This window comes from Pseudomonas agarici (genome assembly GCF_900109755.1).
Lineage (GTDB): Bacteria > Pseudomonadota > Gammaproteobacteria > Pseudomonadales > Pseudomonadaceae > Aquipseudomonas > Aquipseudomonas agarici.
On sequence record NZ_FOAR01000003.1, the window covers coordinates 249,336 to 269,957 of the forward strand.

20 protein-coding genes and 1 pseudogene are annotated in these 20,622 nt (G+C 58.1%); 2 read left to right on the forward strand and 19 right to left on the reverse strand.

Annotation, left to right across the window (positions count from 1 at the left end):
- Positions 1 to 220: 220 nt before the first annotated feature.
- The 19 genes and pseudogenes from BMX68_RS04520 to BMX68_RS04605 form a co-directional block, all read right to left on the reverse strand.
- Positions 221 to 2,146: an acyltransferase family protein gene (locus tag BMX68_RS04520; RefSeq protein WP_017131059.1), complete on the reverse strand. Its 1,926-nt coding sequence runs from the start codon at positions 2,144 to 2,146 to the stop codon at positions 221 to 223.
- Positions 2,147 to 2,916: 770 nt separating this feature from the next.
- The gene (locus tag BMX68_RS04525; protein WP_017131060.1) at positions 2,917 to 4,062 is read right to left on the reverse strand and encodes a tail fiber protein; all 1,146 of its coding nucleotides are present in this window, start codon (positions 4,060 to 4,062) and stop codon (positions 2,917 to 2,919) included.
- Positions 4,063 to 4,073: 11 nt separating this feature from the next.
- Complete coding sequence (locus BMX68_RS04530) at positions 4,074 to 4,673, reverse strand: YmfQ family protein (RefSeq protein ID WP_017131061.1); 600 nt, start codon at positions 4,671 to 4,673, stop codon at positions 4,074 to 4,076.
- Complete coding sequence (locus BMX68_RS04535; RefSeq protein WP_017131062.1) at positions 4,661 to 5,701, reverse strand: baseplate J/gp47 family protein; 1,041 nt, start codon at positions 5,699 to 5,701, stop codon at positions 4,661 to 4,663. The genes BMX68_RS04530 and BMX68_RS04535 overlap by 13 nt, the downstream gene beginning before the upstream one ends.
- On the reverse strand, positions 5,691 to 6,089 hold the full coding sequence (locus tag BMX68_RS04540; protein WP_017131063.1) for a phage GP46 family protein: 399 nt from the start codon (positions 6,087 to 6,089) through the stop codon (positions 5,691 to 5,693). Before BMX68_RS04540 ends, BMX68_RS04535 begins: the two co-directional genes overlap by 11 nt.
- On the reverse strand, positions 6,089 to 6,598 hold the full coding sequence (locus tag BMX68_RS04545) for a phage baseplate assembly protein V (protein ID WP_017131064.1): 510 nt from the start codon (positions 6,596 to 6,598) through the stop codon (positions 6,089 to 6,091). Before BMX68_RS04545 ends, BMX68_RS04540 begins: the two co-directional genes overlap by 1 nt.
- 52 nt (positions 6,599 to 6,650) lie before the next feature.
- The gene (locus BMX68_RS04550; RefSeq protein WP_017131065.1) at positions 6,651 to 7,697 is read right to left on the reverse strand and encodes a phage baseplate assembly protein; all 1,047 of its coding nucleotides are present in this window, start codon (positions 7,695 to 7,697) and stop codon (positions 6,651 to 6,653) included.
- 3 nt (positions 7,698 to 7,700) lie between these two features.
- Positions 7,701 to 8,953 (reverse strand): annotated as a pseudogene (locus tag BMX68_RS04555) (DNA circularization protein).
- Complete coding sequence (locus BMX68_RS04560) at positions 8,934 to 10,565, reverse strand: phage tail tape measure protein (protein WP_017131067.1); 1,632 nt, start codon at positions 10,563 to 10,565, stop codon at positions 8,934 to 8,936. The pseudogene BMX68_RS04555 and the gene BMX68_RS04560 overlap by 20 nt, the downstream one beginning before the upstream one ends.
- A complete protein-coding gene (locus tag BMX68_RS26265; protein ID WP_017131068.1) occupies positions 10,565 to 10,690 on the reverse strand; it encodes a hypothetical protein in 126 nt (41 codons plus the stop codon). Before BMX68_RS26265 ends, BMX68_RS04560 begins: the two co-directional genes overlap by 1 nt.
- 5 nt (positions 10,691 to 10,695) lie before the next feature.
- Positions 10,696 to 10,992 (reverse strand): phage tail assembly protein, encoded by a 297-nt coding sequence (locus tag BMX68_RS04565; RefSeq protein ID WP_017131069.1) that lies wholly within the window; start codon positions 10,990 to 10,992, stop codon positions 10,696 to 10,698.
- Positions 10,989 to 11,336, reverse strand: coding sequence for a phage tail tube protein (locus tag BMX68_RS04570; RefSeq protein ID WP_017131070.1), 348 nt, complete (start codon positions 11,334 to 11,336; stop codon positions 10,989 to 10,991). Before BMX68_RS04570 ends, BMX68_RS04565 begins: the two co-directional genes overlap by 4 nt.
- Positions 11,337 to 11,402: 66 nt before the next feature.
- On the reverse strand, positions 11,403 to 12,899 hold the full coding sequence (locus BMX68_RS04575; protein ID WP_017131071.1) for a phage tail sheath subtilisin-like domain-containing protein: 1,497 nt from the start codon (positions 12,897 to 12,899) through the stop codon (positions 11,403 to 11,405).
- On the reverse strand, positions 12,899 to 13,081 hold the full coding sequence (locus BMX68_RS04580) for a DUF2635 domain-containing protein (RefSeq protein WP_017131072.1): 183 nt from the start codon (positions 13,079 to 13,081) through the stop codon (positions 12,899 to 12,901). The genes BMX68_RS04575 and BMX68_RS04580 overlap by 1 nt, the downstream gene beginning before the upstream one ends.
- A complete protein-coding gene (locus BMX68_RS04585; protein ID WP_074861897.1) occupies positions 13,078 to 13,662 on the reverse strand; it encodes a phage tail terminator protein in 585 nt (194 codons plus the stop codon). The genes BMX68_RS04580 and BMX68_RS04585 overlap by 4 nt, the downstream gene beginning before the upstream one ends.
- A gap of 162 nt (positions 13,663 to 13,824) precedes the next feature.
- The gene (locus BMX68_RS04590) at positions 13,825 to 14,160 is read right to left on the reverse strand and encodes a phage holin family protein (protein ID WP_074861900.1); all 336 of its coding nucleotides are present in this window, start codon (positions 14,158 to 14,160) and stop codon (positions 13,825 to 13,827) included.
- Positions 14,161 to 14,765: 605 nt separating this feature from the next.
- Positions 14,766 to 15,509 (reverse strand): LexA family transcriptional regulator, encoded by a 744-nt coding sequence (locus BMX68_RS04595; RefSeq protein ID WP_074861904.1) that lies wholly within the window; start codon positions 15,507 to 15,509, stop codon positions 14,766 to 14,768.
- A 214-nt stretch (positions 15,510 to 15,723) separates the two neighbouring features.
- Positions 15,724 to 16,245, reverse strand: coding sequence for a hypothetical protein (locus BMX68_RS04600; RefSeq protein ID WP_074861902.1), 522 nt, complete (start codon positions 16,243 to 16,245; stop codon positions 15,724 to 15,726).
- A complete protein-coding gene (locus BMX68_RS04605) occupies positions 16,203 to 16,490 on the reverse strand; it encodes a type II toxin-antitoxin system TacA family antitoxin (protein ID WP_017131076.1) in 288 nt (95 codons plus the stop codon). Before BMX68_RS04605 ends, BMX68_RS04600 begins: the two co-directional genes overlap by 43 nt.
- Positions 16,491 to 16,963: 473 nt before the next feature.
- Between BMX68_RS04605 and mutS the strand changes: the two genes are divergently transcribed.
- Positions 16,964 to 19,540 carry a DNA mismatch repair protein MutS gene (gene mutS / locus BMX68_RS04610; protein WP_169316085.1) on the forward strand — a complete coding sequence of 859 codons (2,577 nt, stop codon included), beginning with the start codon at positions 16,964 to 16,966 and terminating at the stop codon, positions 19,538 to 19,540.
- A gap of 284 nt (positions 19,541 to 19,824) precedes the next feature.
- Positions 19,825 to 20,148 (forward strand): ferredoxin FdxA, encoded by a 324-nt coding sequence (gene fdxA, locus BMX68_RS04615; RefSeq protein ID WP_003222178.1) that lies wholly within the window; start codon positions 19,825 to 19,827, stop codon positions 20,146 to 20,148.
- Positions 20,149 to 20,622: the final 474 nt, after the last annotated feature.

Below are 20,622 nucleotides of genomic sequence, written 5' to 3' on the forward strand. Positions count from 1 at the left end.
GCGGTTTTCCCTGCTCGGTTGGCGTTAAGGCGCAACGCTTAGGAGTGACAATCAAGCAATACGCACCCTCCTTTTTGATCAGATCAGCCACCATCACAAAGGTGTACTCCTCCTGCTGGCCATCCTCATAGGTAAGCAACGCAACAACAGTGGTTGTACCGCCCCGGCGAGGGGGCATTTTGACGTTCTCGACCTTAAGCGCGCGTTTGCCGCCGAGGAACTACTCAAGGCTGATCGGCATTGAGGAGGGCTGAGAGATGATTCCCTTAAACAGCCCCCTCAATTGTTCGTTACCCGCGTCAACCAAATGATTGTCATCGTAATAAAGGGATACGCCGTTTTTCGATCCCATGCACTGCCCAGCAGGACAAAGATATGGGACTGGGTCGATCACCCGCGCATTACACTGCTTGGCAGCAGCTTCAATCGCACCGTTGGCTGTGCGGTTGCGGCTCTCATAGTCACGTAGCGGAATCGTGATATCCGACTTGCTCTGAAACACCCTGGCATGCAAGTTTAGCCCCTTATAAATACTGAACGGCATTTCTGGAATTGGTTTGACGATGTAAACAGGATGGTTTTCAGCTATAGCGCACACCGTGCTGACATACTCGACCGTATAGCTTACGTCCCGAGACAACTTATCCTGCTGAGAATCGCCATTGAAATAGACCTGAAAACCATTTTCTCTGCTCGGCTCCAAGTATAGAGATGCCCGGCTAAACAGAACAACCGGTACACCATGATATGAATCTTTCAGCGTCGCCAGTTTTTCGCCCATAAATCCACGGCATTTGCTTTCAAACTCTTTATTATGCATTTCGAAATTTTTCAGGGTTGGGCATCCGCCACGAGCCCATTCTAAAGCAGCTTCTTTATTTTCCATCTGAACAGCCGCGGCAGTAGATTGCGCGTGACTGTCACCGAAGATAATCACTGAAATTTCCCCTGTACCCAGCTTGCAGTCAGCCGCACCGTACTCGTTGGGGTAGCACTCTTGCTTGTACATCTTGCTTGTATAATCCGGCTGACCCAACTCCAGGAATGAGAACCTGATGTCAGGATGTTTTTTGACAAGTGAGGCAATGATTGCAGACACTCCAACTGCCACAACAAGGAATGCCGCGTACTTGAAAATGGCTTTGGGGGCTGATGCAAAATTCTTCGATTTAGACTCTACAAAATAGAACGATAGAGCGCCGAGTGCGAATGATAGGAATATCGAAGCCAGTACATAAGCTGAACTTTCGAGCAGCCCACATATGTAGAGAAATACCACTATAGGCCAGTGCCACAGATACACGGAATAGGAAATTCCCCCAGTGAACTGAAGGGTTTTGTTGGCACTGAATATTGAGTGAGTGTTTCCGTAGATAACCAATACTGCGCCCATCACAGGAAGAAGGGCCAGATAGCCTGGCCAGAAATCCTGCTCGGAAAAGTAGAAAATCCCCACCAGAATTGCTGCCAGCCCCAGCGCCTCAAACACATAACAGGCTCGCTTACCGAGTTGCAGGGGAAACAGGAATGCCAGCCCCCCGGCAATCATCTCCCATGCTCTTGTGGGAAGCATGTAGAACGCAAAAACCGGAGCAATCTTGGTCATGTATACAGATGCAACCAAGGACGCCGTTGCAAGCAGCACAAGGGCTACCTTTGTTACTTTTACGCCCGTATGCTTAAATAATAACATTAATAGAACGGGATAGAGCATATAGAACTGCCATTCTACGGATAATGACCAAGTATGCAACAACCAATTTTCGTGCAAGGGTGCGTCAAAATAGTTCCCTTCTTTTGCGAAATCAAAGTTTGAACTGAAGAGCAGGGCACTCTTGATGGTCTTGATCGAGTCGCGGTAGTCATCCAACGGCAGGTACAAAAACCCGAATATCAGGAGTGCAATACACAAGACCAACAATGCAGGAATAATTCTCCTCGCCCTGGAGGCGTAAAAACTGAGCAACGAAAACTGCTGCTCTTGCAGTCCTTTGAAGATAATCCCGGTCATCAAAAAACCAGAAATTACAAAGAAAATATCTACTCCTGTAAAGCCCCCGCCAAACCCCCTGATTTTGAAGTGAAAAAGCACTACGGATATGACCGCAACTGCCCGTAACGCATTTATGTTTTTTCTAAACTGCATTTGTTTTTCCGTTACTTTGGTGATATCAGCGCGGCCCGATGGGCCTGAAGGCTATTCATCGTCGCATTTTTCCTCGCTATCCGGCCTCCTTAACGCGTTACACAGCCGTTTAAAGACTCACATAAATAGGTCCGCCCTAAACGCTCGACCTACTCGACTCTCGAAGAATGCAGAATGCCCAACAACCAATCGACCGACGGGCGGCCAACCCTTCATGCCTACCTCCAACCTTGTATTGCACAATGCTACCTTCGCCCCTGTCAAGACCGACAGGTGAAAGTGGACATGCGGGTATCAACCCAGCGCCCACCATTGCTGGTCCACATGGATCGACAGGACGGTATCCATAGCATCAACTATAAGCCCTTGGTTTGAACCAAGGTATCACCCACGGCGTGCATTTTCGGCACATCAACACAGAGCAGCCCCTCACCGCATCCTCTTGGTAATCGTTCATGACCGCCTCGATAGAAGGGCTCCAGTTCTGTTGTCAGTGCCTACCATGAGATTACGGCGTCGATTTCAACCAGAAAACGATCGCGACGCCTCAGCTTATTCTTGGTGGTGTATTCAAGGGCGGAAAAGTTCGACTGCATGGCAGGCAGACTGGCTGTTGTGCAGGGTGGCTGACCCTCTCAAATCAAGCGTTATGGCGGAACTGCTTGGAGAGGGACAAGAATAAATCAGCGTTTCCCTAAACATAATTGATGCCTCATGATTCCTTGTTCGTCAGGAGTAGAGGCGCGAAGATCTCCCCACGACAGAAGAACTCAGTACTTGATGACGTAGAGCAACGCCATGTTGCGTGGCCGAGACTCATTCCCACCCGATGCGGCAACTGTAATCGCATGTGTATGATCTTCTGTCTGGGCAACACTGATCACGTGTGTATGATCCACAGCAGCATTTATGGTCAGAGTGTGCGAGTGCGCGCCCGCCGCATTGGTGTATTGGGTCCCATAAGCTTGACGCCCACCACCAACACTCCCGTTGTCAAGATCGGTATACCCCATGGTTAAACCGTGTTGATGGTTCCCATCGGTCGATGTGCTACCTGTATGAGTATGTTCCCCGGCGGCTCCGGAGGACGCCGTGTGATTGTGCGACCCTGCAGCTCCTGAGCTGGCTCCATGGTTGTGGGAGGCATTCTGCGAATCCTGAAAACTACCGAGCGTCCTCCCCGAGTCAACACCTCGCCCATCATCCCAACCTCGGATGAACTCTCCTCGAAAATCCGGAAGATTGAAAGTCGATACGCCGTCCCCTTCACCGAAACGAATATCAATGGCACTAAAAAGTGCGGGGTATTGAGCACGTGAAACCGCATCACCATTGCACTTGAGCCAGCCTTTGGGCGGCTGTGTGGTCGCAACAGCCTTGACGTCCCCTACATCGGCGCCAGTCTGTTTGGCTGCTCCGGAACTCGCAATCAGAACCCACGCCCCATCACCAATCGAGCCGTTCCACTGCACCCATACATCGCCGCCAGCAACGATTTCACCGCCGAGTAACGGCACATGATCAATACCGAGGATTGATTTTGGGGCCAAGCCATTAGGTGAAAAGGTGCTGGCTCCGGTGTTGCCAGTCAGGGCCTTGAAACGTAACGTCACACCATCTACAAGTGCCGTGAGAGCCGGAGCATAAGTCGCAATATAGGTGCCAGCCCCCCCCGTATCCAAAGCATACTTAACAGAGTCAAATTGACTCATCTTCTGGATAGACAGCAGTAGTTGCCCAAGATCGGCTTCATCAGGAACCAGACCAGCCGCCTTAACTACATTCACAATTTCATCAGTAATTGAATTCCCCCACTCCGCTGGTATCAGTGAACCTGACGCGCCCGTCACCGGATTCTCATCTACGAACTTGCCGTTCACCAACCCTACACTGGGTACACTCTTTGGATAATCCATACTCTCAACCTCTAATCATAATTAATATGCACCAGCGTATGTGCTGGCGCGGTGCGGTGTATCAGGCATTCCAGGGCGCTGCCGGGGTTGGCGCCGAAGCGCTCGCCCCAGTAGCTGGCACCGAAACGACGGCCCATAAGCAACCGCCCGCCGGTATTAAGCGTCCACATGAATTGCGCCTGCCAGGTGCCGAAACGCGCCTTGCCGAACCGTGCCCGGCCCATGCGCGGGGTCTGCAGTTCGGTGACGCTGGCATTCGGATAACCCTGGCTGCGGGCGATATCGATGAAGTAGCCGATGCTCTGGTCGCCCACCGCCAGCAGGCGCCGACGCACCGCCAGGCGACGGTCGTCGAACAGCGGCTTGGGACCCAGGCACGGGTCAGGCAGGTTCATCACCCGCTCCCAGTCCGGCACCAGCTCGCTGACGGTCACCGGGTCCACTTCGTTGATCAGGTCGACCGCGCGGGCATCGACCCGCGCCAGCTCCTGGGCAATGCCCAACAGCACCTGCTGGATCTGCGGCACCTGTTCCGGATCCCACGCGGGACCGGCCGGCAGCAGGCTGCGCAGTTGCTCTTGGTATTGCGCGGCGGTTCTTATTCCAGCCATACGCAGCCTCCGAAGGTCAGCAACTGGTTGGTGGCCGCGGGCACATCGGCGGACGGCGTGACCAGCAGATGATCGTTCTCGCCACTGGCGCTGCTGATGGATTCGGCGATATGGGTCAGCAACAGGGTTTCCCCCAGACCGCCTTCACGGTTGTGCAGATCGCGCAGTTGCGCCTCGACCGCAGCGCGGGTGGCGCTGGTATCCGGCACCAGGCGCAGGGTGTAGGTGATCGGCACCAGCACCGGCGCCAGCACCTGCAACTGCGCCGTCACCGGCCGCAATGGCTCGATATAGGCCTGGACCAGCGCCAGTTGCGCGGCATCCGGCAGCGGCACGGGGTCGTCGTCACGCATGACAAACAACCCGACAGTGCCCGGCCCCAGGTAGTTGCCACGGCACCAGGCCCGAGTAATGCCCTGGCACTCCAGCGCCCAGGTTTCGTAGTCAGCCGCCGAACCGCCATGGGGCGTGACGCGATATGAGCGAATAACCCGCGCGCGCAGGGACTCAAGGCTTTCCTGCGCCACACCGCCGGTCAGGCCCGGCGTCAGTACCGTGAAGGTGTTGCCGATACCTTGCACCGGCTGCACCGGAAACAGGGTCAGGCCGGCATCGGCATTGCCCAGGCTGCCGGCATCCAACGCCTGGATCGGCGCGGTGTTGGTGCCGTCGCTGGTGGTGCCGCCGAGGGTCACCTTGTAGCTGCGACCGTCACTGGTCTGCAGTAGGGTGTCGGCGTCCAGCACCGCTCCGGCGGCGGCGCTAAAACCGACGCTGCCAACGGCGGCCTGAGCGGCCTTGCGCGGTTGGTGCAGACGCAGTGCGGCAATACGCTCCAGGGTGGTTTCGTCGGCGGTGTCGGGCAGGATCTGCTCGGCGATCCAGTCGAGGTAACCGTACAGGCCGAAGGCGGCGCCACTGAGCGTGCGGGCCAGGACCTGGGCATCGGACTGGCGCAGCGAATCGCTGGCCAGGTCGCTTTGGGTGCGGTTGATCAGCACCGGCAGCGAAGGGGTTTCAAACGGCATAAGTCACCTGCCAACTGTTGTTCGGGTTGATATCCAGGCGCTCGCCGCCGGCCAGGATCAGAACCGTGCGCAGGTTCAGTCGCTGGGCGTCGAGCCGTTCGGTGGTAATCTCGATGGCACTGCAATGGCCGTCGTCGATCAACCATTGCAGGGCTTCACGGGCATAGAATTGGGCGTCGAGCTGAGTCCGCGCGGTCAGCTTGACCCGTCGCAACAGCCACAGCCGCGAACCGATGCGGTCGTCGCTCACCACCGGAAAACTGTCGCCCCACCAACCGAAACGTTCATCGTCGTCGATAGGATCGTTAGAGTTGGCGCGACGCCAGGTGAACAGACTGATCAGCACCGAACGGGTCAGCGCCGCCTTGAGGTTATGGGAGACGAACATCAGGCACCTCCCGCCGGTACGCCAGTCTGGCCGGTGCCTGGCTGGATACCGCCGTGTACATGCTGGATCTGGCTGATGCCGCTGGCGAGTTGGTCGCCCTGGGAGACGATCTTGCCGGTCTGGGTCAAGGTCGGGCTGTCGAGGTTGATGGCGGTGCTGGCGCGGATGTTCAGGGTGCCGGTGTCGATATCGATGATCCTTCCGCGCTTGAAGTGGATCCGGTCGCCTTCGTCGGTGTAGAGGGCGATCTCACCAGGGGCGAGGTTTTGCAGGCGATAGCGGCGGTCGGCGACCACCAGCACGATGCCGTGGGAGCGATCGCCGCCGAGAAAGGTCGCGATGCCTTCGGCGCCGGCCAGTGGGTTGCTGGTGAAACCGTAGGGCTCGAAATGCTCCATGTCGTCGTTCACTTCACCGGCGGTCAGGCGCATTTGCAGCGATTGCAGTTTATTGGCCGAATTGGCGAGCACGACGGTGCCGCGCGCCAGTAGGCGTGTCAGTAGGCTCATGGTCAGTTCCTTGGGCAAGCGGTGTGTCAGGCAGGAGTGGAACGAGGAAGGACTATTTCGGGGTCTTGGCGGGCGTCGGCGTGGCCTCGAAAACCTGCGGCGGCGCCACGTCCAGGGTGGTAATCGAACCCTGTGCGGACAGCGAATAGGTCACTTTTGAAATCAACATGTCCTGATCCAGATCCAGCACCGGGTCCTTCACCCGCACCAGCAGATTGTGTCGCCACAGATCGCCGTTGGACTGTCGCCAGCCCTGTACGGTGTAGCTCGTGGCCAGGGCTTTGCCGGTGCGGGTGGCGCGCTCCCAATCGGCCCGTTGCTGGGCCAGCTCCGGGGTGAGCTGCACGCTTTCGCTGATCACCGTGACCCGCTTGCGCAGCGCATGGGTGTCACTGGACACACCCGACACTTCGCTGACCGCGCTGCCGCTGTTCTGGTCGTTGCCCTTGTGCTGGCCGATGACCCGGTACTCGGAAAACACCGTGCTGTAATCCCGCGCGGTAGTGGCCGAGAGGATGTTCTGGCCCAGCTCCAGGACATCGCCGGCACGCCCGGCACTTCCCGGCTTGGCGAGCACCAGGTTGCCGTCGGCATCATCGGTGGAAAACACTCGGTACAAGGTCAACAGACGGTCAATGGACTTGAATACCGTTTCCCCCGGCACAATGCTGTGGGTCTGCAACTGGGTGGTCTCCGCGATCTCGCTACGCACATTGACCTTGTAGGGTTTGGCGAGCGCCTCGACGATCTTCAACATACCCTGCTGACGCCACTGGCTCGGCTGGTTGATGGCCGCGCAATCCACCAGGTCGCGGGTCAGCGAACTGCCCTCGATGGTCAGGCTGATCTGATTGCCGTCATAGCGGATGGGCGCCTGGTACACGTAACCGGTCAGGACCAGGTCGCAGCCGATCAAGACCGAGCAACGAGCCCCCGCCTTGATGGGCACCGCCTGGGTCTGTCCCGGCCATTTCCAGGTGATACCGAGCTTGAAGGTGCGGAACTGGCGCTCGAGATCGGCACTGATTTCAACGGTCTTCCAGCCCTCATAACTCAGGCCGTCAACTAACAGGACAACAGCATTGTCGATATCAGTCATGACTTACTCCTGGGATATCTGCAACGGCATCGGTGGTATGAAACCGGGGTGCGAAATCCGGTTGCGTTGCACCACTTCACCCACCCGCGTGGCATCACCAAAACTCCGGTAGGCCACCACCAGTGCCGGCAGGTTGCTCTTGGGGGTCAGGTCAATCAATCGCACCCCGGTGGACGCCACCGCGTTGAGATGCCGCACCAGTGTCTGACGTACACCGTTAAGTGCTTGGTAATGCAGAGCGCCGCCTGCCAGATCAGCTCATTGAGGCTGTCACGTAGCGCCAGTACGTCGTCGACCACCGGTACATCGGCTCGTTGTACCGGTTGCTGGGCTTGTTGGGCCAATGACGGTGTGCTGGCCAACTTCACCGCCGGCGTGGCGACCGGCATCATCGACACAAGCTGGGCGATCTGTACCAGTAAGGCATCCTGGATCAGGTTCACCGTGGCCCGTGACGCACTAGCGGAGTCCTTGCCAATGGGCAGTTGTGAGGTGTCGAGGGACTTGGCCTCCTCGATCTGTTTCGAAATGTCGGCCAACATCCCGCGATAACCTCGGACGGCAAAGTCTTTCAATTGCCGGACTTCACCCACCAGACCCTTAAACTCGCCCAGCACGCCTTTGATCGCCGCACTCAGTTGATGGGGGAACTCCTTGACCGTGCGCACCAGCGCATAGATATCCGCGTAGGTTTCGATCAGCGGCGCCAACGCTTGCTCGATCACCTGATACGCCAAGGTAATCCCCTGACGCAGGTTATCCAGGCCGATCCGCGCCTGGTTGACCAATGCCATCGCTTCGTCGAAACGCACCAGCGAAGCGTCGAGCAATCGACTCGACGCCATCTGCAATTGCTCACGGGTGTTGATGACGACCTTGGGGAACGGCAACAACTCGTCCGGGTAGAACTTCAGGTTGAAGGTCACCAGCCCGCCATCCTGGCGGCTCTGGGTCATGTCGCATTCGCCGACCTTGACCTGCATCCGCCCCAACCACGGGTGAACCAGTTCGCCGCTGCCTTGCTCCAGCGCTTCGAGCAGCTTGTCACGCTGCTCCAGGCAATCGGTGCCCACGATAAACGCGGTCAGGGTATGGATCTTCGCCTGTTGGCCGAGCGGCTCGAAAAACGGCTGGTCACGCTGGGGGTATTCATGCAACTGGCCTTTCTGGCCGACTGGGATTTTCGCCTGGTCGACCCAGAACGGCACGCCGCGAAACGACGCCGGCAACAAACGGTCACGCCAGTGAGTCGCCATAAGCACCTCCAAGGGAAAGTGAGCGGTAGCCGACGGCAGGCGTCAGGCTCAGGCCCGGTTGATTGGTCTGGGGTGAGTCGACCCGCAAGCCTGCTGGGGCATTATCGAAGCGCACGGTCAGACCGCCTTCAAGCTGGGTACGATTGTTGGCGGCGGTTTGTTGGACAAGCGCACCGGAGCTTTGGATCAGGCCCGCGTTGGCGTTCCCGGCCTGCTGTTGCTGAACGAGGCCATCGACTTGTCCCGTGATCCTGGCGACGAAACCAGCGAAACCATCACTGAACAACTCCTTGATCGGCGCGATAAGGCTCTGCAACTTGTCCCACCACTCACCGAACCAGGCGATAATCGGCTCCCAGTTCTGGATAATCAGTCCTAGTGGCGACCAGTCGAACATCGTCCGAAAAAAATCCATCACCGGTGCCGCCAAGCCTCGCAAAACATCCCACAAGGCAGAAAACACCTCGCTGATGGGTTGCCAGTTGGCGATGACCTGCCCAATGGGAGACCACTCGAACACGCTCAGAAAAAACCCCTTGAGCAACTGCGCGGGATTTTGCAGCGCAGCCCACAGCGTCTCGAAGTAGCCGCTGATCGTGCCCCAGTTAGTGACGATCAATGCCACTGGCGACCAGTCGAACATGCCCTTGAGAACATCCGTCACCGGCACCGCCAACGCCTTGAGCAATCGCCAGATCGAATCGAACAGTCCCGTCAGTGGCACCCAATTGGCAATGACGAGGCCTAGCGGTGTCCAGGAAAACAGTGTCTGGAAAAAATCGACCAGCGTGGCAGCCGGCACTTTGATCGAATTCCAAAGACCGGCAAAAAATCCGCTGAGCGCTCCCCAGGCAGCGCTGATCATCGGCAGCGGCGACCAAGCCAGCACTGTCGCCAGGGTCGACATAAAGCTAAACGCCGCGTTTTTGATGCCCTCCCAAAGTTTGTTGAAAAAGCCCGATATCGGCTGCCAGTAGGCGACGATCAATCCCGCCGCAACGGCAATGCCCAACGCGACCAGGCCAATGGGCGAAGTCAGCAGGCCGGCCTTGAGCAGTTCCATTGCTCCCACCATGCCCGTCACCGCGCCACGCATGGCCGTAAACGCCAGGGCCCCGGCAGCGAGCCCCTGGACAAGATGGGGGTTTGCCGCGACAAACTCGGCAACGCTATTGACCAGCGGCACCAGCGCCGTGACGACACTGTTCAGCGCAGGCAACAACGCCTGGCCGAACTTGCTGGAAACGCTGTCGAGCGCCGCATTCAGCTTCGCCAGGTTCTGCGCCGTAGCACCTAAACCGGACGCTGACGCGTTTGCCGCCTGCGCGCCTTCGCGGGCCTCGGCCAGTTTGTTTTCTTCCTTGATGGCCGCCTGGACACCGGCCACGAAAGGCGCCGCCAGTCCAGCGCCGTTGAACACGCCGGCAATATCCAGGTTGCCCAGCCCACTGTTCTTCAGGCTGTTCTTGAACGTCTCGACTTGCGTGGTGACCTTAGCCATCTCGGTCTCCATTTTTTGCACACCCTTGATGACCACCGACAGGTTCACGATGGTCTGGCTATTCATCACCTGTTGCAGGGTTTGCGGGGTGTTATTGATTGTCGTAGCCATCACTGCACCTGCTGCATCGCATTGATCCGTTGCGCGTGCTCCAGGGATTCGCGGAGCACATCCAGTGGCCTGGCCATCATCTGTTCGGGGTCAACCTTCCAGAACCAGGCCAGGTCATAGGCCACCGCAATCAGCTCGCCGATGGCGGCGATGCCGCACTCATGAAAAAACCCGCCACCGCCCAGCTCAGCGTGTTGAGGTCGGACAGGTCCAACTGATTGACCGAGGACGGCGGGATGCCGGCGCAGATCGCGATGTATTTGGCCGCGACATCCATGTCGAGGCTGACCTCTTCGCTCTTGTCGATCTTGTACGGCAGTGCCTTGATCGCCCGTACCTCTTGCACCGTCGGACGACGCAGGCTGAGTTCGCTCAGCGGCTCGCCGTGGGCCTCGATGGGCACCTGCAACTTCACCGATTCAGTCATTGCCAGGTCCCCTTGATACCTTCGAATTTCAGCTCGATGGTCGCGTCATCGCCCTTGGCGACCGGCTCCTCGACCAGATAGGCACCGGCCAGTACATAGACTTTGCCGTTGCTGAATTCGCAGGTAACGGTCATGTCCGAACCGGCGATCAGTTGCTTGAGGGGGAAGTCCGGGGTATGCAGCGCCGTGACCTTGAAGGACGGGGCGATATCGGTTTCCTTGTAGAAACCCGGCACGACCGTTTCCCGTTTGACGGCCATCAGGGGCGCTTCGCAGCCGCCGTTGATGGTCAGTTGAGCGCCGTCCACTTTGACGTAGCAGGTGCCCGCAATCAGTTGACCCATGGTGTATCTCCCAAAAAATAAGCCCGCTCATGGCGGGCTGAAACAAAACCGTGAGGAAGACGCGGCTTACGCCACCGAGTCGTACTGCAGACGGAACTGGTTGAGCAGCGCGAACACGCGCAGGCCGTTGATGTAATCCGGCGGGAACAGCACGTTGATCCGGCTCGGGTCCTGGACGTCGCGCTCGACAATCAGGTGCTCGGCGAACAGCTCGGCGTTTTCCACATGGCCTTCCAGTTCGAGCTTGGCGTACTGGGCAATCAGCTCCCCGCGAATCGTGCTCGGGGTGACGATCGGCTGGCCGGCACCGAAACGGGTGCCATCGGCCGCGAGCTTGTGACGCCCGTATTTGCTGGTGATCACGCTTTGCAGGCGCCGGACGATAAAAGCCGACTGGTGCATGGTTTCGCTGTCCAGGTAAGAGTTGTCCGCCTGGCCATAGGCGTTCTTCTGGTAGGTGGTGATCGCGCGCTGGATGCGCACATAGCCGCCCTCGTAGTACGCGGTGGCGATGCCGTAGCTGAGCAACGACTGACGCTCGGTCAGGGTGAAACGCTCGCTGGCCGGGGCCGGATCGACACCTGGCAGGCTGCCGCTCTGGGTCGGACGGCTGGCATCGGCGGAGATGAACACCGCCGTGCGAGCAGCCAGGGCTGCGGCCTGGATCCAGAACGGCTGCGCAACACCGGGCTCCAAGGCCAGGAGGGTCATGTGTTGATCGTTGCGCGCCTGACCGGCCGCTACCAGGGTGCCGAGGGTACCGCGCTTGGCGGTATAGACATGGCCGAACAGTTGCTTGGACCAGGACCAGCGACCGACATTGTCGTCCATCGCCGCTTGCCAGGCACTCAAGCTGGCCGCGTCGGACCACGGTTGGCAGATGAACTCGAACGGTTCGTCGCCCAGAGCGGCGAGTGCCGCGACCTGATCCGGCACTCCGGCGCCACCGGCCATCTTGGCGGTGACGATGGTCAGGCCAGCCGGAGTTTGCTCACCGTTGCTCTTGCCCAGACGATTGAACTGCAGGCTGATGTCGTTGCCGCTGTCGCCGGTCCATTTGCAGCTCAGGGTGACGGTGCCATCGGTGGCCACGGCGCTGACCGGTAGATCGGCGGCGGCATTGATTTGCAATGCCAGGGTGGTCGCCGCCTGGGCGGCAGTCGCACCACTGACCACGACAGCCTGGACCCGCACGCCAGCGACATACAGGTTGAGCACGCCGCTTTCGGTGGCGGCGCCGCTCAGCTGCAGATCGGCCTCGGCCACGGCGCCGGTACTATTGCGCAGTGGCAGGCACCAGATCTCGCCAATCGGATCGCTCTTACGCCAGGTGTCGTACATCGAGGCGAGCATCGAACCCTGGCCACCGATGTTTTTCGCCACCGCAAGGCTGGAGACCAGCACCAGGCCCCCGACTTCCGGGCTGGTGGCATTGTCATTGACCTGGGCGACGATCAGTCGACGCAGGGTTGACGACGCGCTATTGGCCGCCGAGTTGTCCATTTCAGCGTAGAACAGCGGAACACGCAGGTCCGCGGGGATGTTGCTGAATCCGATAGCCATTATTGGGCATCCTGTGGTTGTGCCGCTTGCACGGCGGTGAGGGTGATATCGCCATCGGTCTGACGACGGCGCCACCAGGCGCTGTCGGCCACTTCGCGACCGGCGACCGGCAGCAGATCGCTGGCTTCCGGATCCGGCACGGCGCGGCCTTCGGCCGGCACTACGGTGATGCGTTGAGTCATTGCTTTACCTCTCCTGAAAAAGTCAGCTCCAGGCGCCCATCGGGGCCAGGACGCTGCAGATTGGGGTCGGCCGGGTCGATGGCATCGACCTGCACCGTCACCCCGGTAAAAGACGGCAAGCCGTCCAATTCGCGCTCGTGCCAGGTTTCCGCCGGGTCACTGGAGCGATTGCGCCCCAGTTGGAACTCGGCGAAGAAATGCAGGCGGTAGAGCAGGCGGTCGGCGCTGATCGAGATCAGTTCGCCACCGTCGTATTCGAGGGGGCTATAAAAGCTGTCAGGCTTGAAACCCACCAGCGCGCGCCAGAGTTCGGCGCGCAACGCGTGGAGTTGGTCGAAGGCGACTTGACCGTCGCTGCTGTCGAGCAGCAGGATCAGTTCCAGGCGATCGCGGATGCGCTGACGAGTGACATTCTGTGACGCATCCGGACTCGCCAGATCGGCGATCACCGTGACAAATGCCGCCGGGGTTGGCTGCGTGGTGTTGCCTTGCAAAAGTTCGAGATCAAGGCCAGTCAAGATAGATTGAGCAAGACTGGGGCATTGATCGCGCAACTGAGTGAGGATCGGAGTGATGTTCATGGGGTTTCACCGATAATAAAAAACCTGCCGATTGACAGGTTCGACAGGCGATATCTCGCCTCCAGAAAGCCCGCATCCTTGCAGGCTGGGCCTTGCTCTCAGGCCCGATGGCTCCAGTCCGTTGGCGATACTGATGACGTCCTGATTCGATCATCTGTCGGACTATCTCTGCGGGCGAGACCCCTCGCCCACCCCCAACCGCTTGGCCGCCCAGCGCTCGTAAAGGCCGATGGCGACATCCGCTCCGGCCATGGCGGTCAGGCAGCCAAAGGCACCGGCGGTCCAGATCGACAGGCCGGCGGCGTAAAGCAGCATGATGGTCGACACGCCACAGACCATGCAGGCCCCAGAGCGCAGTGCCAGCCGCCGCAGCAGCAGCCAACCGCGAGCGCCCTCCTTGTCGGCACGCCACATTTCGCCGCACACCCCACCGATCACGGCCAGCACGATGACCAGCCAGATAGGCATGTCCGCCAACGCTTGTTGCTCGCTTGTCATGTCACGCCTCCTGCCATAAAAGAGGGCCATTCATTGGCCGTTGATGGTTTGTCTTGCATTTCAAGAATAAGGATTCTCGTAGCAGCCCATGTCCGGTGGGCATTCCAAAAAGCCCGGCTGCCCAGGCTTTTCAGTAATGCGGTCCTGATACCCAGCCTTGAATCCGTCCACGCTTTCGGCGCGTTGGATTCCTGGCGAGTTGGCTGATCTTTCGGCGCTACTGGCGCGGTACGGATCGATTCAAATTGTTCTTCCGACCGCGACCCTGTCCGCCGGATAACTGCTTACGGTGCTTTACGCTGCACACCCGGGTCAGTTGCCAACCCTCTGAACCGTTAAGGCCGGTTCATCGCTGCCTGTTCTTTGAAGCGGTGCCACTAAAGAGCTTCGGGTTACCCCTGGCATTGCTGCCTGCTGCCGAGCTTTTTTTGGCTGGCTTGATACAAAGAATATGCATGTATGCATATACAGTCAATGCACAAACGCATTTATTTTGACCTGAATTTTTGCATTTACGCATAAATCTACACAAATCAAGGGTTAAGGCTTTTTTCAGCGCGAAAAAAAACCCACATTGCCGTGGGTTTTTTCTGCATCAGGGTGGGTTAGCGGGCGTACATGCCCCACCAGAAGACATGGCCAAGGAGGGTGATCTGCTCTTCCTGGATCTGCTGGAAGCTGTAGTCCTCATCCGGGTGTTCGTCGCGGTTGAAGCTGCGCAGGCGGATCCCGGTAGGCAACCGATAGAGCTGTTTCACTCGCAACTGGCCGTTGTGATTGATGGCATAGAGGTCGCCATCGACGATATCGCCGATGGCGCTCTTACCGGCGTTGACTCCAACCGTGGCGCCGTCACGCAATACCGGCAGCATGCTGTTGCCGCGCACCGTCACGCACTTAGCCTGGTCGAACTGCACGCCGTTGTGGCGAAGGCTGCGCTTGCCGAAGCGCAGGCTGGCCTGCTCGCTTTCCTCGATGACGAATCTTCCTGATCCAGCAGCCAATTCAACCTCGCGAAGAAAGGGGACGGAAACCTCATCGGCATCGACGGGGGTATCGTCGTCCCACAGGCTTATGTCCTTGAGCTCAGAGTGCAGCGTACCCAGGTCCTGATCGCGAACGGCACCGATATCGGCACGCCCGCGCAACTGGTCGGTACTGATCCGGAAGTATCCGGCAATCTTCGAGACATGCTTATCCGACGGATCGACGATCTTGCCACTGAGGATGCGCGACAGGGTGGATTGGGGCACGCCGGTACGACGGTGAAGCTCCGTGGGGGAGATCCCGTGGCGATCGAGCAAGGCTCGGAGGACGGTAGAAACGTTGCGTATTTGCATAACTCGCATATTGCTTGGGCTTTTCATGAATAGCAAATGCTGATTTGCATATTTCATGCATAAACCGATACACTGACTTTAAAAAGCCATGCCCACGGACCTCGGATCTCCCGTGTTAACCTTGCGCCCATCACAAAGCAACGGGCCGGGCTCCCGACCTTGCCTCTCCACTCAAAACCAATCCGCCTAAGTATCCAATGAGTAAAACTACTTCCGGGGTCTGCTAACGCAGGGAAAGCAACATTGTAAGCGGCGACAATTCAGGGCAACGCTGAAATCCTGCATGCTTCGCATAGAACTCTGCGAGCTTGTCGTCGAGTGGATGAACCAGCACAGCCGAAGTTCCAACTGAGTCTGATGCGATCATGCAACGGCGAATTGCATCTTGCAGAAGGTCAACAGCGTAACCATAGCCCTGTGCTGCAATGCTTACTCCCATGCGCCCCAGAATGGTTACTGGATGTGCACTAGGCGAGTTCCGCTGATGGCTTTTAGGGACGACGTGCTCCCGAGCAACCGATCCGGCTGACAATGTATAGAAACCAGCAACGCGGTTGGTTCCCGCGAAACAAGTCACATAAACCACCGCTTGCTTGTGGTCTTGCGCTTTTCTAGCGGTCTTATGAAGGTAGTCGTTGATCGACGACTCTCCACAGTCGAACTCGGTGAAGTCGTGAAGCTTGTTTAGTTTTTCGGGTCTACTCAGCTCCACCGGGCTGGTCTGGACATCAGTTTCTGTAGGCATTTGTTACTCCTAATCGAGTTGTCATCAAGTGCCTGCTCAAAACGGTCAAATGCTTCGTCATTGAGAATAAACAACTGTCGATCCATGATTACGTCTTCGGCCCGCTTGCAAGCAGCATCCAAGATAAAGCTGGTTCGATCTGTTCCCAGTAACTCGACTGCCGCGTCAATCAGGTTTCGCTTTTTTGTGTCGACCCGCATATTTATTGGTACGGGCTTTTCACGTTCTACTAGTAGTTGGCTCATCGCTTGGTCATCTCCAGGTATTATTTCTGCTTCGGGCCTACCTCCTTAATGTGATCGTCGGCCGTTGGTTGCGCGGCTATTTTGTGACATTGGCTATTCCTCTCTTTCTAGGGTTGGCCCTTGGTGGGCTCGGTTAGGTGGGATGCCATATCCCACGAGAACTACGCTAGCACAGTGTATAGCTATTGTGTAGCTGTATATGCGAAAGACTTACAAAGTACATCGCGCTAACGATGTATTGAAAACCCGATACACCCACGCCTGCCGACGCCTGACTGGCCGTGTTACCCTTGCGCTCATTCCAAAGCAGATGGGTCACAAGGACTTCAGCATACGGGTCCAGGTCTACGCCAGGTGAATGGATGGTGAGCCACCGATTGAGCGGGTCGGGCATTCAGAATGCAAAGCAAATAGCCCCATTCTTGCCCCGCACTTTTTTTAAAATCACGCCTAAGCCACTGATGAATATGTCAATTTTCGACCTCTCCAGCCACACCCCAATGATGCAGCAGTACTGGCGCCTGAAGCACCAGCACCCCGATCAATTGATGTTCTATCGCATGGGCGACTTCTATGAGATCTTCTATGAAGACGCGAAGAGAGCCGCCAAGCTTCTGGACATCACCCTGACGGCGCGCGGGCAATCGGCCGGGCAGTCGATTCCGATGTGCGGGATTCCCTATCACTCGCTCGAAGGCTATCTGGCCAAGTTGGTGAAGCTTGGCGAATCAGTGGTGATCTGCGAGCAGATCGGCGACCCGGCCACCAGCAAGGGCCCGGTGGAACGCCAGGTGGTGCGGATCATCACCCCCGGCACCGTCAGTGACGAAGCCCTGCTCGATGAGCGCCGCGACAACCTGATCGCCGCCTTACTGGGCGACGAGCGCCTGTTTGGCCTGGCGGTGCTGGATATCACCAGCGGCAACTTCAGCGTCGCGGAAATCAAGGGCTGGGAAAATCTGCTGGCGGAACTGGAGCGGATCAATCCGGTCGAGCTGATGATTCCGGATGATTGGCCACAGGGACTGCCGGCGGAAAAGCGCCGTGGAACACGTCGTCGCGCGCCGTGGGATTTCGAACGCGATTCGGCGCATAAAAGTCTCTGCCAGCAATTTTCCGTGCAGGACCTGAAAGGCTTCGGTTGCGAAACCCTGACCCTGGCCATTGGCGCCGCTGGCTGCCTGCTCAGCTACGCCAAGGAAACCCAGCGCACCGCCCTGCCGCATCTGCGCAGCCTGCGGCATGAACGCCTGGATGACACCGTGGTGCTCGATGCCGCCACTCGTCGCAATCTGGAGCTGGATAGCAACCTCGCCGGCGGCCGGGACAACACCTTGCAATCGGTGGTCGACCGCTGCCAGACCGCCATGGGCAGCCGCCTGCTGACCCGCTGGTTGAATCGCCCGTTGCGTGACCTCAAGGTACTGACGGCACGCCAGAGCTCCATTACTTGCCTACTGGAAAGCTATCGCTTTGAAAAGCTGCAACCGCAGCTCAAGGAAATCGGCGATATCGAACGGATCCTCGCCCGAATCGGCCTGCGCAATGCCCGTCCTCGCGACCTGGCGCGTCTGCGCGACGCCCTCGGCGCCCTACCGCAATTGCAGGACGCGATGCTCGAACTGGATGCGCCGCATCTCAAGCAACTGGCTGTCACCACCCGCACTTACCCGGAACTGGCGATCCTGCTGGAACGCGCCATCATCGATAACCCACCGGCGATTATCCGCGACGGCGGAGTCTTGAAGAGCGGCTACGACGCCGAGCTGGATGAACTGCTGTCCCTCAGTGAAAACGCCGGGCAATTCCTGATCGACCTGGAAGCCCGAGAAAAGGCCCGCACGGGCCTGGCCAACCTCAAGGTCGGCTACAACCGCGTCCACGGGTACTTTATCGAGTTACCGAGCAAGCAGGCCGAGTCGGCGCCGGCCGACTATATCCGGCGCCAGACCCTCAAGGGCGCCGAGCGTTTTATCACCCCGGAACTCAAAGAGTTCGAGGATAAGGCGCTGTCAGCCAAGAGTCGGGCGCTGGCGCGGGAAAAGATGCTCTACGAAGCCTTGCTCGAAACCCTGATCGGCGAGTTGCCACCGTTGCAAGACACCGCCGCGGCGCTGGCCGAACTGGACGTGCTGAGCAACCTCGCCGAACGCGCGCTGAACCTGGACCTGAACTGCCCACGTTTTGTCGATGAGCCATGCATGCGCATCAGCCAGGGTCGCCACCCGGTGGTCGAGCAGGTACTGACCACGCCGTTCGTAGCCAACGACCTGGCCCTTGACGACGACACCCGTATGCTGGTGATCACCGGTCCGAACATGGGGGGTAAATCCACCTACATGCGCCAGACCGCGCTGATCGTACTGCTGGCCCATATCGGTAGCTTCGTGCCGGCGGCCCGTTGCGAGCTGTCGCTGGTGGACCGGATCTTCACCCGGATCGGCTCCAGCGACGACCTGGCCGGCGGTCGCTCGACCTTCATGGTGGAAATGAGCGAAACCGCCAATATCCTGCACAACGCCAGCGAACGCAGCCTGGTGCTGATGGACGAAGTCGGTCGCGGCACCAGTACCTTCGACGGCTTGTCTCTGGCCTGGGCCGCCGCCGAGCGCCTGGCGCACCTGCGGGCCTATACGCTGTTCGCCACTCACTATTTCGAACTGACGGTGCTGCCGGAAAGCGAACCGCTGGTGGCCAACGTGCACTTGAACGCGACCGAGCACAATGAACGCATCGTCTTCCTGCACCACGTGCTGCCCGGCCCGGCCAGCCAGAGCTACGGCCTGGCAGTAGCACAATTGGCTGGCGTGCCGGCCGATGTGATTGTCCGTGCCCGCGAACACCTCAGTCGCCTGGAAACCACCAGCCTGCCCCACGAGCTTAGCGTGACCAAGCCCGGCAGACCCAGCAAGCCCGCGACACCGATGCAGAGCGACCTGTTCGCCAGCCTGCCGCACCCGGTGCTCGATGAACTGGCCAAGCTCGACCTGGACGATCTGACGCCACGCCGTGCATTGGAAATGCTCTATACATTGAAGACACGGATCTAACGCAGACGGCCGCAAGCTGCTAGAATCTCGCGCGGTTTGGGATGCTGCCGACTATGCAGGTCAGTACGAGAACTCATCGAGCGGCGATCAAGCAAGGCGAAAACAGGCGAGAAAGCGCAGTTTAGTTCACTAAATGAGCATTCCGGGCCTGTTTTCAACGTGCCATGATCGACACGCAGGCAGTTATCGTGCTGAACCCGCTTGGTTCGCAGACTATCGCTCCTAGACCTGGCGAGCCTATTTTGACCGGGGTTCGCTGCCGCCGCCTGAGGAGAAAATTAGAAATGACCTTCGTCGTCACCGACAACTGCATCAAGTGCAAGTACACCGACTGCGTAGAAGTCTGTCCGGTGGACTGCTTTTACGAAGGCCCGAACTTCCTGGTGATTCACCCGGACGAGTGCATCGACTGTGCGCTTTGCGAGCCAGAATGCCCTGCTGTGGCTATTTTTTCCGAGGATGAAGTCCCGGAGGACATGCAAGAGTTCATTCAACTGAACGTCGAGCTGGCCGAGATCTGGCCCAACATCACCGAGAAGAAAGAATCGCTGCCGGATGCCGAAGAGTGGGATGGCGTCAAAGGCAAGATCAAAGACCTCGAACGCTGATTGCAGAGCGTTCCTGAAAAGGCTCCTTGCGAGCCTTTTTGTGTTTGCGCGCTGGCGCTTTCACTTTCCTGCAGGCAAAAAAAAGGGGCGGTATAACCCGCCCACATTTTTTCCCTAATCCCTTTTTTCCCTTTCATCATCCTGATGAATCGCATCCTGCGAGGTTCCTTGCAGTGACCTTCCCTGATCACCGTGTCTATCCGTCGACACAGGGCTGATATTAAGGGTTTTCAGATCCTCCGCAAGTGGATCCAACGGGACGTCACCGTGCTTTGGATCCATTGAAAAATATAAAAACACATGTATTTCAATAAGATACAAAACAACCCAGGTAATCTATTCCTACTTTTATCCTTGATCGCTTACGCAACGCGTAAGCAAAGGCTTACACGAGCATACCGACAAAAAAGAACTTCTGGATCCAAACAGACTGATTTCCTCCTCAAAACGTCCTGATCCTCATCTGTTCATCTA

Coding starts and splice junctions, on each gene's coding strand:
- BMX68_RS04520 (WP_017131059.1), bottom strand. CDS start 2,146: ATGCAGTTTAGAAAAAACATAAATGCGTTACGGGCAGTTGCGGTCATA.
- BMX68_RS04525 (WP_017131060.1), bottom strand. CDS start 4,062: ATGGATTATCCAAAGAGTGTACCCAGTGTAGGGTTGGTGAACGGCAAG.
- BMX68_RS04530 (WP_017131061.1), bottom strand. CDS start 4,673: ATGGCTGGAATAAGAACCGCCGCGCAATACCAAGAGCAACTGCGCAGC.
- BMX68_RS04535 (WP_017131062.1), bottom strand. CDS start 5,701: ATGCCGTTTGAAACCCCTTCGCTGCCGGTGCTGATCAACCGCACCCAA.
- BMX68_RS04540 (WP_017131063.1), bottom strand. CDS start 6,089: ATGTTCGTCTCCCATAACCTCAAGGCGGCGCTGACCCGTTCGGTGCTG.
- BMX68_RS04545 (WP_017131064.1), bottom strand. CDS start 6,598: ATGAGCCTACTGACACGCCTACTGGCGCGCGGCACCGTCGTGCTCGCC.
- BMX68_RS04550 (WP_017131065.1), bottom strand. CDS start 7,697: ATGACTGATATCGACAATGCTGTTGTCCTGTTAGTTGACGGCCTGAGT.
- BMX68_RS04560 (WP_017131067.1), bottom strand. CDS start 10,565: ATGGCTACGACAATCAATAACACCCCGCAAACCCTGCAACAGGTGATG.
- BMX68_RS04565 (WP_017131069.1), bottom strand. CDS start 10,992: ATGACTGAATCGGTGAAGTTGCAGGTGCCCATCGAGGCCCACGGCGAG.
- BMX68_RS04570 (WP_017131070.1), bottom strand. CDS start 11,336: ATGGGTCAACTGATTGCGGGCACCTGCTACGTCAAAGTGGACGGCGCT.
- BMX68_RS04575 (WP_017131071.1), bottom strand. CDS start 12,899: ATGGCTATCGGATTCAGCAACATCCCCGCGGACCTGCGTGTTCCGCTG.
- BMX68_RS04580 (WP_017131072.1), bottom strand. CDS start 13,081: ATGACTCAACGCATCACCGTAGTGCCGGCCGAAGGCCGCGCCGTGCCG.
- BMX68_RS04585 (WP_074861897.1), bottom strand. CDS start 13,662: ATGAACATCACTCCGATCCTCACTCAGTTGCGCGATCAATGCCCCAGT.
- BMX68_RS04590 (WP_074861900.1), bottom strand. CDS start 14,160: ATGACAAGCGAGCAACAAGCGTTGGCGGACATGCCTATCTGGCTGGTC.
- BMX68_RS04595 (WP_074861904.1), bottom strand. CDS start 15,509: ATGCGAGTTATGCAAATACGCAACGTTTCTACCGTCCTCCGAGCCTTG.
- BMX68_RS04600 (WP_074861902.1), bottom strand. CDS start 16,245: ATGCCTACAGAAACTGATGTCCAGACCAGCCCGGTGGAGCTGAGTAGA.
- BMX68_RS04605 (WP_017131076.1), bottom strand. CDS start 16,490: ATGAGCCAACTACTAGTAGAACGTGAAAAGCCCGTACCAATAAATATG.
- fdxA (WP_003222178.1), top strand. CDS start 19,825: ATGACCTTCGTCGTCACCGACAACTGCATCAAGTGCAAGTACACCGAC.